The organism is Pseudomonas sp. PA-5-4B (assembly GCF_021606215.1).
GTDB classification, from domain to species: domain Bacteria; phylum Pseudomonadota; class Gammaproteobacteria; order Pseudomonadales; family Pseudomonadaceae; genus Aquipseudomonas; species Aquipseudomonas edaphica.
This window is the reverse complement of the sequence record NZ_WKDB01000003.1, coordinates 69,675-87,875: the sequence shown is the minus strand read 5'-3', so window position 1 is coordinate 87,875 and position 18,201 is coordinate 69,675. Positions and strand designations below refer to the sequence as shown.

2 protein-coding genes are annotated in these 18,201 nt (G+C 62.2%); both read left to right on the top strand.

Annotation, left to right across the window (positions count from 1 at the left end):
- Position 1: 1 nt before the first annotated feature.
- Entirely contained in the window at positions 2-7,783 is a 7,782-nt protein-coding gene (locus GIW28_RS03175) for a non-ribosomal peptide synthetase (RefSeq protein WP_236459134.1), read from the top strand.
- A 10-nt stretch (positions 7,784-7,793) separates the two neighbouring features.
- Positions 7,794-18,200, top strand: coding sequence for an amino acid adenylation domain-containing protein (locus tag GIW28_RS03170; protein ID WP_442963518.1), 10,407 nt, complete (start codon positions 7,794-7,796; stop codon positions 18,198-18,200).
- Position 18,201: the final 1 nt, after the last annotated feature.

Here is an 18,201-nt window from a genome sequence, read left to right as displayed (position 1 = left end):
CATGCTTTCCAACCCTAATATCGATCTGGTTTCGCGCTTTCTTCGCCTGCCTCTGGAACAGCGTCAACAGTTCTACCAACGCCTGCAAAGCCGTGGCATGAGTTTCGCGCAACTGCCGATCGCCTCGATTCGCGAGGACGGCCAGCACGCACCGCTGTCTTATGCCCAGGAGCGCCAGTGGTTTCTCTGGCAACTGGACCCGGACAGCGCGGCCTATCACGTCCCCGGCGCCTTGCGCCTGAGCGGGCGCCTGGACAAGGCCGCGCTGCAGCGCAGCTTCGACACGCTGGTGACACGCCATGAAAGCCTGCGCACCCGTTTGCACCTGGAGGGCGAGCAGCGTGCCCAGCAAGTGTTGGCCCAGGCTGTGATCGAGATTGACGAAAGCTCGGTCGACGAGGCCCGGCTCAAGGCGTACGTCGAAGCTGAAATCGCCCGACCTTTCGATTTGCAGCAAGGTCCGTTATTGCGGGTCAGCTTGTTCGGCCTAAGCGAAGAAGAGCATGTGCTGGTGCTGGTTCAGCACCATATCGTCTCTGACGGTTGGTCGATGGGCGTGATGGTGCAAGAGCTGATGCAGCTTTATGCCGCCTACAGCCAGGGCCAGGCGTGCACGTTGGCACCGCTGCCGATCCAGTATGCCGACTACGCGTTGTGGCAACGCCGCTGGATGGAGGCGGGGGAGAAGGCCCGTCAACTGGATTACTGGCGTGAGCTGCTCAGTGGCACGCAGCCGGTGCTGGAGCTGCCGCTCGATCACCCGCGCCCAGCACAGCAGAGTTTCCTTGGCGCACGCCAGGACATGGCCCTGGAACCCTCCCTGGTCGCCGGTCTCAAGGCCCTGGCCCAGCGCGAAGGGGTGACGCTATTCATGCTGCTGTTGGCGTCGTTTCAGGTATTTCTGTATCGCTACAGCGGGCAGTCGGACATTCGCGTCGGCGTGCCGATCGCCAACCGCAACCGCGTCGAGACCGAATCGCTGATCGGCTTTTTCGTCAACACGCAGGTGCTCAAGGCCGATCTCGACGGCCAGATGACCTTCGCCCAACTGCTGCAACACACCAAGCGCCGCGCGCTGCAAGCCCAGGCCCATCAGGATTTGCCCTTCGAGCAACTGGTCGAAGCGCTGCAACCCGAACGCAGCCTTAGCCATAACCCGCTGTTTCAGGTGATGTTCAATCACCAGGCCAAGACCCCATCCGCAGAGCAGCAACTGCCGGGCCTGCGTGTGGCCAGCCTCGAACTGGAAACCCAAAGCGCCCAGTTTGACCTGAGCCTGGATACCCAGGAAACCGGCGACGGCCTCTGGGCCTCCCTGACCTATGCCACCGACTTGTTCAACACGGCGACCGCCTCGCGCATGCTGGGCCATTGGCTGAACCTGTTGCGCGCCGCCGTGGCCAACCCTGCAATGGCCTTGCAGGACCTGGCGACGCTGGACGCCACGGAGCGCCAACAACTCCTCTACCAGTGGAATGCCACCGAGCGCGCCTACCCGCAAGGCCAGTGGGTGCATCAGTTGATTGAAGCGCAGGTGCTGGCGCAACCGGATGCACCGGCATTGCGTTTTGGTGACGTTTCGCTGAGTTACGCTGAACTGAACCGCCGCGCCAATCGCCTGGCCCATCGTTTGATCGAGGCCGGCGTTGGCCCGGATGCGCTGGTGGGGCTGGCGGTGGAGCGCTCCATCGAGATGGTGGTGGGGCTGCTGGCGGTGCTCAAGGCCGGTGGCGCCTATGTGCCGCTGGACCCGGAATACCCGCGTGAACGCCTGGCCTACATGCTTGAAGACAGCGGCGTGAAGCTGCTGCTGACTCAAGCGCATCTGCTCGAACACCTGCCGATCCCGCAGGGATTGGAAACCCTGGTGCTGGGCGAGTCCGTTGGCGACGGCTACAGCGCCGCAAACCCGGATATCGCGCTGGACGGCGAAAACCTCGCCTACGTGATCTACACCTCCGGCTCCACCGGCCAACCCAAAGGCGCCGGCAACCGCCATTCAGCGCTGCTCAATCGCCTGCAATGGATGCAGGAGGCCTATGGCCTGGGCGCCAGCGACAGCGTGCTGCAAAAGACCCCGTTCAGCTTCGACGTGTCGGTGTGGGAGTTCTTCTGGCCACTGATAACCGGCGCGCGCCTGGTCGTTGCAGCACCGGGCGATCACCGTGATCCGGCCCGGCTGGTCAGCCTGATCACCGCCGAACAGATCACCACGCTGCACTTTGTGCCCTCGATGTTGCAGGCGTTCCTGCAAGACCCGGCGGTTTCGACCTGCCACAGCGTGCAGCGCATCGTGTGCAGCGGCGAGGCGCTGCCGGTAGATGCGCAACAGCAAGTCATGGCCAAACTGCCGCAAGCCGGGCTCTATAACCTCTACGGTCCAACCGAAGCCGCCATCGACGTGACCCACTGGACCTGTGTCGATGAAGGGCGTGACGCCGTGCCGATTGGTCGCCCGATTGCCAATCTGGGCTGCTACATCCTCGACAGCCATTTCGAACCGGTACCGATTGGCGTGCTGGGCGAGCTTTACCTGGGCGGTGTCGGCCTGGCCCGTGGTTATCACCGACGTCCGGCATTGACCGCCGAGCGTTTTATCGCCCATCCCTTTGTCAGCGGTGAGCGTCTGTACCGCAGCGGCGACCTGGCGCGGTATCGCGCAGACGGCGTGATTGAATATGCCGGGCGTGCCGATCATCAGGTCAAGTTGCGTGGCCTGCGTATCGAATTGGGCGAAATCGAAGCGCGTTTGCTGGAACACGATTACGTCCGCGAAGCGGCCGTGTTGGCACCGGACAGTCAATACCTGGTGGGCTACCTGGTGCTGCAAAACGCAGCGGATGATTGGCGCGATGTGCTCGGCGCTCATCTTGCCGAAACACTGCCGGATTACATGGTGCCCGCACAATGGATGCTGCTGGAGCAGATGCCGCTGAGCCCCAACGGCAAGCTTGACCGCAAGGCGCTGCCAAAGCCCGAAGCCACGCAGCAATATGAAGCCCCGCAAAGCGCGCTGGAGCAGCAGATCGCCGCCATCTGGGCCGACGTGCTGGGCATCGAGCAGGTGGGGTTGAATGACAATTTCTTTGAGCGCGGCGGTGACTCGATCATCTCGATTCAGGCGGTCAGTCGCGCACGTGCCGCCGGTATTCATTTCACCGCCAAGGCGTTGTTCCAGCATCAAACCGTGCGCAGCCTCGCGCGGGTGGCGCAGTTGCAAACCGCGCGGGTGATCGACCAAGGTTCGGTGCAGGGTGAGACGCCGTTGCTGCCGTTCCAGCAGTTGTTCTTCGAGATGCAGCTGCCGGACCCGCATCACTGGAACCAGTCCTTCTTGCTGACGCCACGCCAAGCGCTTCAGGGCGATCATCTGGAAGCCGCGTTGCAGGGCCTGATTGCTCACCACGATGTGCTGCGTTTGCGCTTCAGCCAGCACCTTGAGGGTTGGCAAGCCGAGCATGCTGCGGCTGGCACACAGGTACTGTGGCAAGCCAAGGTGGCAGATGCCAGCGAGTTGACCGCGCTCTGCGAAAAAGCCCAGCGCAGCCTCGACCTGCAACAGGGGCCATTGCTGCGTGCGGTACTGGTCGAGCTGGCAGACGGTTCCCAGCGCCTGTTGCTGGTGATGCACCACTTGGTGGTGGACGGCGTGTCCTGGCGGGTGTTCCTTGAAGACCTGCAAGCGCTGTATCGCGACCAAAAATTGCCGGCCAAGACCTCTTCATTCAAAGCCTGGGCCGGGCGCTTGCAAGCCCACGCCCGTAGCGCTGCGATGGCGTCCGAGCAAGCCTTTTGGCTGCAACAGCTGCAAGGTGCGGCCACCGACTTGCCGTGCCGTGACCCGCAAGGCGCGCGTCCCGGGCGACTGGCCGAGACTGTGGTCAGCCAACTGGATGCCGAACGCACCCGGCAATTGCTGCAACAGGCGCCGACGGCCTACCGCACTCAGATCAACGACCTGCTGCTCACGGCCCTGGCGCGGGTGATCTGCCAGTGGACGGGCCACGCCTCGAGCCTGATCCAGCTGGAGGGCCATGGCCGTGAAGACCTGTTTGACGACATCGACCTGACGCGCACCCTGGGCTGGTTCACCAGCCTGTTTCCGGTGCGCCTGACCCCCGACGTGTCCCTGGCGGTTTCGATCAAACAGATCAAGGAGCAATTGCGCAGCGTGCCGCATAAAGGCTTGGGTTTTGGCGCTTTGCGTTACCTGGGCGATGACGCCACACGTGAGGCGTTCAGTGCTTTGCCAGCGCCGCGCATCACCTTCAACTACCTGGGCCAGGTTGACGGCAGTTTCGACCAACCGGACACCCTGTTCGCGCCCGCCGCAGAAAGTGCCGGTGCCGAACAAAGCCCGGATGCGCCGCTGGGTAACTGGCTGACGCTCAACGGCCAAGTCTATGGCGGCGAACTGCAACTGGGCTGGACGTTCAGCCCGCTGATGTTCGACCCCGCGGTGATCGAAACGCTGAGCGCGGCTTACACCCGCGAACTCAACGCGCTGATAGAACATTGCTGCACGCCCGGCAATGGCGGTGTGACCGCCTCGGATTTCCCGTTATCGCGCTTGAACCAATCGCAGCTGGAGTCGTTGCCGCTGGCGTTCGATGCCGTAGAAGACATCTACACCTTGTCGCCCATGCAGCAGGGCATGCTCTTTCACACCCTCTATGAGCAGACGGCGGGCGACTACATCAACCAGATTCGCGTGACGGCGCAAGGCCTGGACGTGGCGCGCTTCCAGCACGCCTGGGATGCCACGGTGCAGGCCCATGACGTGCTGCGCAGCGGGTTCTTCTGGGAAGGCCAGCTGGAATGGCCATGCCAGGTGGTATACCGCGAAGCGCGGCTGCCGATTCAAGTTCTGGATTGGCGCGCCATGCCGGAGCGCGAACTGGAACTGCGCAACCTGCAACAGGCCCAGCGCCGCCAGGGTTTTGACCTGGCCAAGGCGCCACTGGTGCGGCTGGTACTGGTGCGCACCGATGAGCAGTGCTACGAGTTGATCTACACCAGCCATCACATCCTGATGGACGGCTGGAGCAATTCGCGACTGTTCGGCGAAGTGCTGCAACGCTATGCCGCTGTGGCAGTGCCGGAAGCGGCCGGGCGCTATCGCGATTACATCGGTTGGCTGCAACAGCGTGATGCCGCTGCGACTGAAGCCTTCTGGCGTGAGCAATTGAGTGCATTGCAAACCCCGACACGGCTGGGCAGCAGCCAACCGATGGCGGTGCAAGGGCATGGCGAGTATCAACTGGCGCTTGATCGCACACTCACGACTCAACTTGAGTCGTTCGCCCGAAGCCACAAAGTCACGCTCAATACTTTGATCCAGGCGGCGTGGCTGATTCTGTTACAGCGTCACAGCGGCCAGGCGGTAGTGGCCTTCGGTGCTACCGTGGCCGGGCGCCCGGCGGAGCTTGCGGGCGTTGAGCAGCAGATCGGTCTGTTCATCAACACCTTGCCGGTGATCTGCGCGGTCGAGGGGCAGGTGTCAGTAGCCGACTGGTTGCAAGCCGTGCAGGCGCAAAACCTGGCCTTGCGTGAGCATGAACACACTGGCCTGTATGACATTCAGCGCTGGGCCGGGCAGGGCGGTGAAGCCTTGTTCGACAATATCCTGGTGTTCGAAAACTACCCGGTGTCCAAAGCCCTGGCGCAAAGCGGCGGCAGCGGCATTCGGTTTGGCGAGCCCCATGCCCATGAACAAACCAACTTCCCGCTGACGGTGCTGGTGGATCTGGGCGAAACGCTGTCGGTGCAGTTCAGCTTTGCCCGCGCGCATTTCCATGAAGACCGGGTGCAAGGCTACGGCCGGCATCTGGTCAACCTGCTGCAAGCGATGCTTGAGGGCGGGCAGCAACGCCTGGGTGAGCTGGCGATGCTCGACGCCACTGAGCGCCAACAGGTGATTGAGGACTGGAACGCCACATCCCGCGATTATCCGTTGCAGCAAACGGTGCATCAACTGATTGAAGCGCAGGTTGCGCTCACGCCAGAGGCACCGGCACTGGTGTTTGGCGAGCAACGCTTGAATTACGCTGAGCTGAACCGCCGCGCCAATCGCCTGGCCCATCGTCTGACCGAGGCGGGCGTAGGGCCGGACACACTGGTGGGGCTGGCGGTGGAGCGTTCCATCGAGATGGTGATCGGCCTGCTGGCGGTGCTCAAGGCTGGTGGCGCATACGTGCCGCTGGACCCGGAGTATCCGCGTGAGCGCCTGGCCTACATGCTTGAAGACAGTGGCGTGAAGCTGCTGCTCACTCAGGCGCATCTACTCGGTCAGTTGCCGATTCCACACGGCCTGGAAACGCTGGTACTTGGCGAGACTGGATTCGAAGACTTTAGCGAAGATAATCCGGGTATTGCCCTGGACGGCGAAAACCTCGCCTACGTGATCTACACCTCCGGTTCCACCGGCCAGCCCAAAGGCGCCGGCAATCGTCATGCGGCCCTGACCAACCGCTTGCAATGGATGCAGGAAGCCTACGGCCTGGATGTCAGCGACAGCGTGCTGCAAAAGACCCCGTTCAGCTTTGATGTGTCGGTGTGGGAGTTCTTCTGGCCACTGATGACCGGCGCACGCCTGGTCGTTGCTGCGCCCGGCGATCACCGTGATCCGGCCAGGTTGGTCAGCCTGATCAATGCCGAACAGGTCACCACGCTGCACTTTGTACCCTCGATGTTGCAGGCATTCCTGCAAGACCCGACCGTCGCGACCTGCCACACCTTGCACCGCATTGTGTGCAGCGGCGAGGCGTTGCCGGTGGATGCGCAACAGCAGGTCTTCGCCAAACTACCGCAAGCCGGGTTGTATAACCTTTACGGTCCGACCGAGGCCGCCATCGACGTGACCCACTGGACCTGCATCAATGAAGGTCGCGATGCGGTGCCGATTGGTCGCCCGATTGCCAACCTGGGCTGCTACATCCTCGACGGCAACTTTGAGCCGGCGCCGGTGGGCGTGTTGGGCGAGCTGTACCTGGGCGGTGTCGGCCTGGCCCGGGGTTACCATCGCCGCCCGGCATTGACCGCCGAGCGCTTTATTGCCAACCCCTTTGTCAACGGTGAGCGCCTGTATCGCACCGGCGACCTGGCGCGTTATCGCGACGACGGCGTGATCGAGTACGCCGGGCGTATCGACCATCAAGTCAAGTTGCGTGGCTTGCGTATCGAGTTGGGTGAAATCGAAGCGCGCCTGCTCGAACACGAGTGGGTGCGTGAAGCCGCGGTGTTGGCCGTCGACGGCAAATACCTGGTGGGCTACCTGGTGTTGCAAAACGCCGCCGACGACTGGCGCGACGTGTTGAGCGCGCACTTGGCCCAACACCTGCCGGACTACATGGTGCCCGCGCTATGGATGCTGCTGGAACAGATGCCCCTGAGCCCCAACGGCAAGCTCGACCGCAAGGCGCTGCCGAAGGTGGACGCCAACCTGCAGGCGCGCGAATACGCGGCGCCGCGCAGCGACCTGGAACAACAGATCGCCGCGATCTGGGCCGAAGTGCTCGACGTGCAACGGGTGGGCTTGAACGACAACTTCTTCGAATTGGGCGGGCATTCCCTGTTGGCCACCCAAGTGGTGGTGCGCCTGCGCGAGCAGTTGCACGCCGAATTCGACGTCAAATCGATCTTCACCACCCCGACCCTGGCGGATTTCAGTGCCTATGTCGCCACCCGGCAAACAAATAATTCACCGGTGCAGGACGCATTGGCTAAATCCTTGGAGGCCCTCAAACGTCTATCAGCAGAAGATTTGGATAAATTGATTTCCTGAGGGGCGTGGCGTGCAAGCATTAATCGAGTCGGTAGGTTCACTTTCTGCGCAACAAAAGAAAGCGTTGGCGGTAATGCTCAAGCAGCAAGGCATCAACCTGTTTGAGATTGCCCCGGTTTTCAAGCGTCAGGAAGGCGAGCCGCTGCGACTCTCTTATGCCCAGGAGCGGCAGTGGTTTTTGTGGCAGTTGGAGCCGCAGAGCCCTGCCTACCATTTGCCACGTGCGTTGCGGTTGAAAGGCCGACTTGATCGGTCGGCCTTGCAGCGCAGCTTTGACGCCTTGATTGCCCGTCACGAAAGTTTGCGCACCTGCCTGCATCAAGACGTCGATCAGGTATTACAGGTGGTGAAGCCTGAACTGCACCTTGAGATCGCTGAGGGTGTCGGTGAGCGCACGCAACTCGAAGCTCAAGTGCAAGCCGAAGTCGCCGAACCCTTCGATCTGCAACAAGGCCCGCTGTTGCGCGTGAAGTTACTGCAGCTGGCACCGGATGAGCATGTGCTGGTGCTGGTGTTGCACCACATTGTCTCCGACGGCTGGTCGATGCAGGTCATGGTCGATGAGCTGGTGCAGTTGTACGTGGGCTACAGCCAGGGCCAGGATGTGCGTTTGCCTGAGTTGCCGGTTCAATACCCCGACTACGCCTTGTGGCAGCGCAGTTGGATGGAAGCCGGCGAAAAAGAGCGCCAGTTGGGTTATTGGGTTGAGCGGTTGGGCGGTGAGCAACCGGTGTTGGAGTTGCCCTTGGATCATCCGCGCCCGCCGGTGCAAAGCTATCGCGGCGCGCGCCTGGACATGGACCTGGACGCGGTATTGGTCAGCCGTCTCAAGGCGCTGGCTCAACGCGAAGGTGTGACGTTGTTCATGCTGTTGCTGGCGTCCTTCCAGACGCTGTTGTATCGCTACAGCGGGCAGTCGGATATCCGCGTCGGTGTGCCGATCGCCAACCGTAATCGCGCAGAAACCGAGCGCCTTATCGGCTTCTTCGTCAATACCCAGGTGTTCAAGGCTGATATCGACGGGCAGATGCCCTTTAGTCAGTTGCTGGCCCAGGTCAAGCAGCGCGCACTCGAAGCCCAGAGCCATCAGGATCTGCCATTCGAGCAGCTTGTCGAGGCGCTGCAACCGGAGCGCAGCCTGAGCCATAACCCGTTGTTTCAGGTGATGTTCAACCACCAGACCGAAGCCCATAAGTCGCGGGGCGAGCTGCAATTGCCGGGCCTGGCACTTGAGGCGCTGGAGTGGGGCAGCCAGAGCGCACAGTTTGACCTTAGCCTGGATACTCAAGAATCTCCGCAAGGTATCCGGGCTTCGCTGACCTACGCCACGGACCTGTTTGAGGCGCCCACTGTGCAGCGCATGGCCGAGCATTGGCAGCGTTTGCTGCGCGCTATTGTCGGGCGTGCGGACACCCGTGTGGCGCAGTTGGCCATGCTGATCGATGCAGAACAGCGTGATTTGCTGTACGCCTGGAACCAGGGTGGCCCCGTGTTCGAGGCGGCGGCAGGCGTTCACGGGTTGTTCGAGGTCCAGGTGCAGCAGCGCCCGGAGGCAGTTGCGCTGTGCCTGGACGAACACACCATCAGCTATGCCGAGTTGAATCGCCAGGCCAATCGCCTGGCACATGCGCTGATTGAGCGCGGTGTCGGCCCGGAAGTGCGGGTGGGTGTGGCAGTCGAGCGCTCGTTCGAGATGGTGGTTGGCTTGTTGGCCGTGCTTAAGGCGGGCGGCGCCTATGTGCCGCTGGATCCGCAATACCCGCGTGAACGCTTGCTGCACATGCTTGAGGACAGCGGTGTGCGTTTGGTGCTGACGCAATCCCATGTGCCGATGCCGCTGCCCGAAGGCATGGCGACGTTGGATGTGGCGGATTCGGGGCTGGCCCACTACGGCGAGAGCAACCCGCTGGTCAAGGTCGACAAACACAACCTGGCTTACGTGATCTACACCTCCGGTTCCACCGGCAAGCCCAAAGGTGTGGCGATCAATCATGCGGCGCTGACTGAGTTTTCCCGGATGGCCGCCGATTACTCGCGCCTGACCCAGGATGACCGCGTACTGCAATTCGCTACCTTGAATTTCGACGGTTTCGTCGAGCAGCTCTACCCGGCGCTGACCCACGGCGCGACGGTGGTCCTGCGTGGGCCGCAGCTGTGGGACAGCGCTCGGCTGTACGACGAAATCATCGCCCAAGGCATCACCCTGGCCGACTTGCCCACCGCTTACTGGAACCTGTTCCTGCTCGATTGCCTGGCGGCGGGGCCTCGATCCTATGGCGCGCTTCGCCAGGTGCACATCGGTGGCGAAGCCATGCCACTGGACGGCCCGGCGCAGTGGGTGAAAGCCGGTCTTGGCCATGTACGCTTGCTCAATACCTATGGCCCCACAGAAGCGACCGTGGTGTCGAGTGTGCTGGACTGCTCAGCGGCTGCTGAAATCGTCGGTGCCACCGCCAGCCCGATTGGCCGTTCCTTGCCAGGGCGCGCCCTTTACGTGCTGGACCGTGACTTGAACCTGACGCCGTTGGGGGCGGTGGGCGAGTTGTACATCGGCAGCCGCTGCGGTTTGGCGCGCGCCTATTTGAACCGCGCGCTGCTCACGGCTGAGCGCTTTGTGCCGGACCCGTTCGGCGAAATCGGCGAGCGCCTGTATCGCACCGGTGACCTGGCACGCTATCGCGCCGATGGCGTCATCGAGTATGTCGGGCGGGTCGATCATCAAGTCAAGATCCGCGGTTTTCGTATCGAGCTGGGTGAAATCGAGGCGCTGTTGTTGGCTCAGCCCTGCGTGCGCGAAACACTGGTGCTGGCCGTCGACAATCAATTGGTCGCCTATCTGGTTGCCGAGCAGCAAGACGCCGCAACCCTCAAGCTGACGCTGCGCGAACAACTGCCGGATTATATGGTGCCGACCCACATCATCTTCCTTGACCGCATGCCGCTGAACCCCAACGGCAAGCTGGATCGTCACGCGCTGCCCAAACCCGACGCCAACCAATCGCAGCAGGCATGGGTGGCACCGGTGACTGAGCTGGAGCAGCAGGTCGCTGCCGTATGGGCGCAAATCCTGGGTGCCGAGCGGGTAGGGTTGACCGACCACTTCTTTGAGATGGGCGGGCATTCGCTGTTGGCCATGCAGGTGGTATCACGCTTGCGTCATACGCTGGGGCGCGAAGTACCGCTCAAGCTGGTGTTCGAGCAGCCACGCCTGGAAGGATTTGCTGGCGCTTTGCACGCGCTGGAAGGTGGCCTGGGTGAGGAGGCTCCGGCACTGGTGGCGGTCGGTCGTGACCAGCCGTTGCCACTGTCCTATGCCCAGGAGCGCCAGTGGTTCCTTTGGCAACTGGCCCCGGACAGCGCCGCCTACCATATTCCCAGTGCCTTGCGCCTCAGGGGGCGGCTGGACACGGCGGCGTTGCAGCGCAGTTTCGATGAGTTGGTCGCTCGCCATGAAAGCCTGCGCACCTGCGTCGAACAGCACGCGGAGGGGGCGCGGCAAGTTATCCGTGCGCAGGTGGTGTTGCCTGTCCAGTGCGTTGACGTGCAAGAAGCTGATCTGCAAGCGCAAGTCGAAGCCGAAATCGCCCGCCCGTTCAATCTGCAACGCGGGCCGTTGCTGCGCGTGACCTTAATGCGTGTGGCGCAGGACGATCATGTGTTGGTGCTGGTACAGCATCACATCGTTTCTGACGGTTGGTCGATGCAAGTCATGATCGACGAACTGGTGCAGCTCTATGCCGCGTTCAGCCAGGGCCAGGCTGTGCAGTTGCCGGTGATGCCGATCCAGTACGCCGACTTTGCCGTGTGGCAGCGTACGTGGATGGAGGCGGGTGAAAAGTCCCGCCAGCTGGATTACTGGCGTGACTTGCTCGGTGGCGAGCAGCCGGTGCTGGAGTTGCCGTTCGACCATCAACGCCCAGCGCAGCAAAGCCATCGTGGCGCGCGCCTGGATGTGCCGTTACCTGCCGAGCTGGCGCGAGGTCTTAAAACCCTGGCCCAGGCGCAGGGCGTGACGATGTTCATGTTACTGCTGGCCTCGTTCCAGACGTTGCTGCACCGCTACAGCGGCCAGCAAGACATTCGCGTAGGCGTGCCGATCGCCAATCGCAACCGTGTGGAAACCGAGCGTCTGATCGGCTTTTTCGTCAACACTCAGGTACTCAAGGCCGATATCGACGGGCACATGACGGTTGCCGAGTTGCTGGTCCAGGTCAAGCAGCGTGCGCTGGAGGCCCAGGCCCATCAGGACCTGCCGTTCGAGCAATTGGTCGAAGCCCTGCAACCCGAGCGTAGCCTGAGCCTGAACCCGCTGTTCCAGGTCATGTTCAACTATCAGAGTGAGGGTCACCTGGGGGCGCAAGCACTGACGGATTTGCGCATCGAAGGCCTGGAGTGGGAACGCCGTACCGCGCATTTTGATCTCGACATGGATGTGCATGAAAGTACAGAAGGGCTGTGGGCCTCGCTGGGCTATGCCACCGACCTGTTTGAAGCCGTCACCATTGAGCGGATGGTCCGCCATTGGCAGAACCTGTTGCAGGCGATGGTGGCCGATCAACAACAGAATATCGGCCAGTTGCACTTGTTGGACAGCGACGAGCAGCAGCACATCCTGCAACTGTGGAACCAGACCGACGCCGGCTTCTCGGCCGAGCGTCTGGTGCATGAGCTGTTTGCTGATCGCGTGCGGGAAAACCCGGATGCGGTGGCGGTCAAATTCGATACGCAAACCCTGACTTATGGCGAGCTGGACCGCCAGGCCAACCGCCTGGCCCATGCGCTGATCGCACGTGGCGTCGGCCCGGAAGTGCGGGTGGCGATTGCCATGCCGCGCAGCGCGCAAATCATGGTGGCGTTCCTCGCGGTGATGAAAGCCGGTGGCGTGTATGTGCCGCTGGACATCGAATACCCGCGTGATCGTTTGCTGTACATGATGCAAGACAGCCGCGCGAAATTGCTGCTGAGCCACAGCAGTGCCTTGGCGCAATTGCCGGTAGCGGAAGGGCTCGAAACCCTGGCCATTGACCGCACCGAAGACTGGACCGGCTACAGCGATACCGCGCCGCAGGTAAATCTGGATGGCGACAACCTCGCCTACGTGATCTACACCTCCGGCTCCACCGGCATGCCCAAGGGCGTGGCCGTTTCCCACGGGCCACTGGTGGCGCACATCATCGCCACCGGCGAGCGTTACGAAACCAGCCCGGCCGATTGCGAATTGCACTTTATGTCCTTTGCCTTTGACGGGTCTCACGAAGGCTGGATGCACCCGCTGATCAACGGCGCCAGCGTGCTGATCCGCGACGACAGCCTGTGGCTGCCGGAATACACCTACGCGCAAATGCACCGTCACCACGTGACCATGGCCGTGTTCCCGCCGGTGTACCTGCAACAGTTGGCCGAGCATGCCGAGCGCGATGGCAACCCGCCCAATGTGCGCGTGTACTGCTTCGGCGGCGATGCGGTGGCGCAGGCCAGTTACGACCTGGCGTGGCGCGCACTGAAACCGACCTACTTGTTCAACGGCTACGGCCCGACCGAAACCGTGGTCACGCCGCTGCTGTGGAAAGCCCGTCGCGGCGATCCGTGCGGCGCGGTCTATGCGCCGATCGGCACACTGTTGGGCAACCGCAGCGGCTACGTGCTGGACTCACAACTCAACCTGCAACCCATCGGCGTGGCTGGTGAGCTGTACCTGGGCGGCGAAGGCGTGGCGCGTGGTTATCTGGAGCGCCCGGCGCTTACCGCCGAACGTTTTGTGCCGGACCCGTTCGGCAAGCCCGGCAGCCGCGTTTACCGCAGCGGCGACCTGACCCGTGGCCGTGCGGACGGCGTGGTGGATTACCTAGGGCGTGTCGACCATCAGGTGAAAATTCGTGGTTTCCGTATTGAGTTGGGTGAAATCGAGGCGCGCCTGCGTGAGCAGGATGCGGTTGGTGAAACGGTCGTCGTGGCCCAGGAAAGTCCGAGCGGCAAGCAGTTGGTGGCGTACGTCGTGCCCGCTGAACCCGTGGCCGACCCGGTCGCATTCCGCGAAGCCTTGCGTCGTGCCCTGAAAACCCGTCTGCCTGACTATATGGTGCCTGCGCACTTCATGTTCCTGGACCAGATGCCGTTGACGCCCAACGGCAAGCTCGACCGTAAGGGCTTGCCCCAGCCGGACGCGGCGCAGTCGCAAGGTGTGTGGGTTGAGCCGGTTACGCCATTGCAACAGCAGGTCGCGGCGATTTGGGCCCAAGTGCTGGGCGCTGTGCGCATTGGCCTGACGGACCACTTCTTCGAGTTGGGCGGGCACTCGTTGCTGGCCATGCAGGTGATTTCCCGTGTGCGCCAGTTACTTGAGCGTGACGTGCCACTGCGCACCTTGTTTGAGCAGCCGCAACTGCAGGGTTTTGTGCTGGCACTGCACGCCGCTGAAGAGGACTTGGCGCCGCCAATGCGGGCGATAGGACGGGATCAGCCGTTAGTGCTGTCCTTTGCCCAGGAGCGACAGTGGTTTCTTTGGCAGCTGGACCCGCAAAGCGCCGCTTACCACATCCCGAGCATTCTGCGTCTGAGCGGCCGCCTTGATCTGCATGCCTTGCAGTGCAGCTTTGATCGCTTGGTGGCGCGACATGAAAGCTTGCGCACTCGCATCAATCAGCAGGATGAGCGCACGGTGCAGGTGGTTTTGCCTGCCGAACCGTTGTCAATCATGCGAGGCGATGCCACTGAGCAGACACTGCAGCAGCAGGTAGAAGCCGAAATTGCCAAGCCTTTCGACCTGCAGCAAGGGCCGCTGCTGCGCGTCACCTTGTTGCGCCTGGCCGAAGATGAGCACGTGCTGGTGCTGGTGCAGCACCATATCGTTTCCGATGGCTGGTCGATGCAGGTGATGGTCGACGAACTGGTGCAGTTGTATAGCGCCTACAGCCAGGGCGAGGTCGCGCAGTTGCCGGCGCCGGCGTTGCAGTATGCCGATTACGCACACTGGCAACGCGAGTGGATGGCGGCAGGTGAGCGCGAGCGTCAGTTGGCTTACTGGTGCGAACTGCTGGGCGGTGAGCAACCGGTGTTGGAACTTCCGACCGCGCACGCGCGCCCGGCGCAGCAAAGCTATCGCGGTGCCAGCCTGGAGCTTGAGTTGCCGACGCAACTGGCCGAGGGGCTCAACGCATTGGCGCAGCGCGAGGGCGTGACGCTGTTCATGCTGTTGCTGGCGTCTTTTCAGGGCTTGTTGTACCGCTACAGTGGCCAGCACGACATCCGTGTCGGGGTGCCGATTGCCAACCGCAACCGGGTTGAGGTCGAGCGGTTGGTTGGCTTCTTTGTCAACACTCAGGTGCTCAAGGCCGACCTGGACGAGCAGATCACCGTCACCCAACTGCTGCAGCAGGCCAAACACCGCAGCCTGGATGCGCAGAGCCATCAGGACCTGCCCTTCGAGCAACTGGTCGAAGCCTTGCAACCGGAGCGCAGCCTTAGCCATAACCCGTTGTTCCAGGTGTTGTTCAACCATCAGAGCGAGGCGGGGTTGGCTACCCGCGGCCGTCAGTTGCCCGATTTGCGGGTAGAGGGCCTGGATTGGGGTAGCCAGACCGCGCAGTTCGACCTGAGCCTGGACACCCAGGCCACCGCGCAGGGTATCTGGGCCACCCTGACCTATGCGACCGACCTGTTCGAACCGGCCATGCTCACGCGCATGCTGGGGCACTGGCAAAATCTGTTGCAAGGCATGCTCGACGACCCGCAACAGCGCGTCAGCCAGTTGCCGCTGTTGGACGGCACCGAGCAACGTAGCGCGCTGCAAGACTGGAACGCCACTGCTCGCGACTACACGCAGCAGCCTGTGCATCAGTTGATTGAAGCGCAGGTCGAACTCACGCCGGATGCCGAGGCGCTGGTGTTTACCGGGCAGCGCTTGACGTACACCCAACTTAATCGGCGGGCCAACCGCCTGGCCCATCGCCTGATGGACGCCGGTGTCGGCCCCGACGTGTTGGTGGGGCTGGCCGTGGAGCGTTCGATAGACATGGTCGTCGGCCTGTTGGCGGTACTCAAGGCCGGTGGCGCTTATGTGCCGCTCGATCCGGAATACCCACGCGAGCGACTGGCCTACATGCTGGAAGACAGCGGCGTGAGTATGTTGCTGACCCAGGCCCATCTGCTGAGTCGATTGCCGATTCCACACGGAGTGGACACGCTGGTGTTGGGCGAGGCCGATGTCGACAGTTACAGCGAAGCCAATCCCATTAGCGTGCTGAGCGGCGAAAACCTCGCCTATGTGATCTACACCTCCGGCTCCACCGGCCAGCCCAAAGGTGCGGGCAACCGCCATTGTGCGCTGACCAACCGCCTGTGCTGGATGCAGGAAGCCTACGGGTTGAACGCCCGTGACACGGTGCTGCAAAAGACCCCGTTCAGCTTCGACGTGTCGGTGTGGGAGTTCTTCTGGCCGCTGATGACAGGCGCACGCCTGGTGGTGGCTGCGCCGGGTGATCACCGCGACCCGGCCAGGCTGGTAGCGTTGATCAACGCCGAACAGGTCACTACGCTGCACTTTGTGCCGTCGATGCTGCAGGCTTTCCTGCAAGACCCGGCCGTTGCTTCCTGCCACTCCTTGCAACGCATTGTGTGCAGCGGCGAAGCGCTGCCGGTGGATGCGCAACAGCAGGTATTGCGCAAGTTGCCGCAAGCCGCGTTGTACAACCTGTATGGCCCGACCGAAGCCGCCATCGACGTGACCCACTGGACCTGCATCGACGAAGGGCGTGACACGGTGCCCATTGGCCAGCCGATCGCCAACCTGTGCACCTATGTGCTGGACGCACAACTGCAAGCGACCGCTGTGGGTGTGGCAGGTGAGTTGTACCTGGGCGGTATCGGCTTGGCACGCGGTTATCATCGACGCCCTGGGCTCACCGCCGAACGGTTTGTTGCTTCACCGTTCGAGCCCGGAGCGCGCCTGTATCGTACCGGCGACCGCATGCGTCAGCGTGCCGACGGGGTTATCGAATACCTTGGGCGCCTGGATCATCAGGTCAAATTGCGTGGCCTGCGCATTGAATTGGGTGAGATTGAAGCGCGTGTTCTTGAACATCCACAGGTGCAGGAAGCCTCGGTCCAGGTGGTTGATGGCAAGCACCTGGTGGGCTATCTGGTGTTGCTGGCGCCGAGCGAAACCTGGCGTGAATCCCTGGGCGCACACCTGTTGGCGCACTTGCCGGACTATATGGTGCCGGCGCAATGGGTGCTGCTGGCGCAAATGCCCCTGAGCCCGAATGGCAAGCTGGACCGCAAGGCGTTGCCCAAGCCTGATGCGCACGCGCAAGAACGCGTCTATCAGGCGCCGCAGACGCAGCTGGAGCAGCGCCTCGCGACGATTTGGGCCCAGGTCCTGGAGGTTGAACGCGTCGGGTTAAATGACAATTTCTTTGAGCTGGGTGGCCATTCGCTGTTGGTGTTGAGGCTCAAGGAGCGCATCCGCAAGGCGACCGGCACAGCGCTGTCGGTCAGCCAACTGATGCTTAACCCGACCATTGCGGGGCAGGTGGCCTGCCTGGGTGGCGAAACCCGCCACTCGCTGATTGTCAAACTCAACAGCCAGACCCAAGGCACGCCACTGTTCCTGTTCCACCCAAGCTTTGGTTCGGTGCATTGCTACAAGGCCATCGGCCTGGCACTGCGTGAACAACGGCCGGTGCTGGGGGTGATCAGTCGGGCGTTGGTCGAGGAGGGCAGTGACGTGCCCAACTGGCAATCGATGGTCGATGACTACACCGCGCAACTGCTCGATGCCGTACCCGAAGGCCCTTATCGCCTGGCCGGTTGGTCCCTGGGTGGCAACCTGGCCATGGAGGTCGCGTATGCGTTGGAACAGGCGGGGCGTGTGGTCGAGGTTGTCGGTTGGATCGATGCATCGCCGCCGCACTGGCTCAAGGCCTATTGGGACACGGCGGTGATGACCGATGACAGTGAAGTGCCGGTTAATCAGCGGCGTGTTGAGTTATTGCAGGTGATGTTTGCGCAGTCGAGCGCGTTGATTCAGGCGGCGTGGTTGCAAAGCCAGGCGCTCTCTGAAGACGAGGTGCAGCAATGGCAGGCGTTCAGCACGTGGGCCGAAGGCGCGCTTGGTGAGACCTATGTGGAGGTCAAGGCCAGCTTGCTTGAGGGCGACGAAGCGCAGATCTCCTGGGAACTCGACCGTGCTCTTGGCCAGAGTCTCAAGGACGCCGACTTCAAGCCGATCCAGGCACCGATCAATTGCTGGTGGGCCGCTGCGAGCCGGGCAGGGCAGCATCGTCAGTTAATTGAGGCAAGCATGGCGCAGGTTATGGGCCGTCCATGTATTGAGCAGTCAGTACTGATCGACTCTACCCATGATCGAATCATCGATAACGCCGCGTTCGTGCAGAGCTTTGCTGATGCGATGAAGTAAC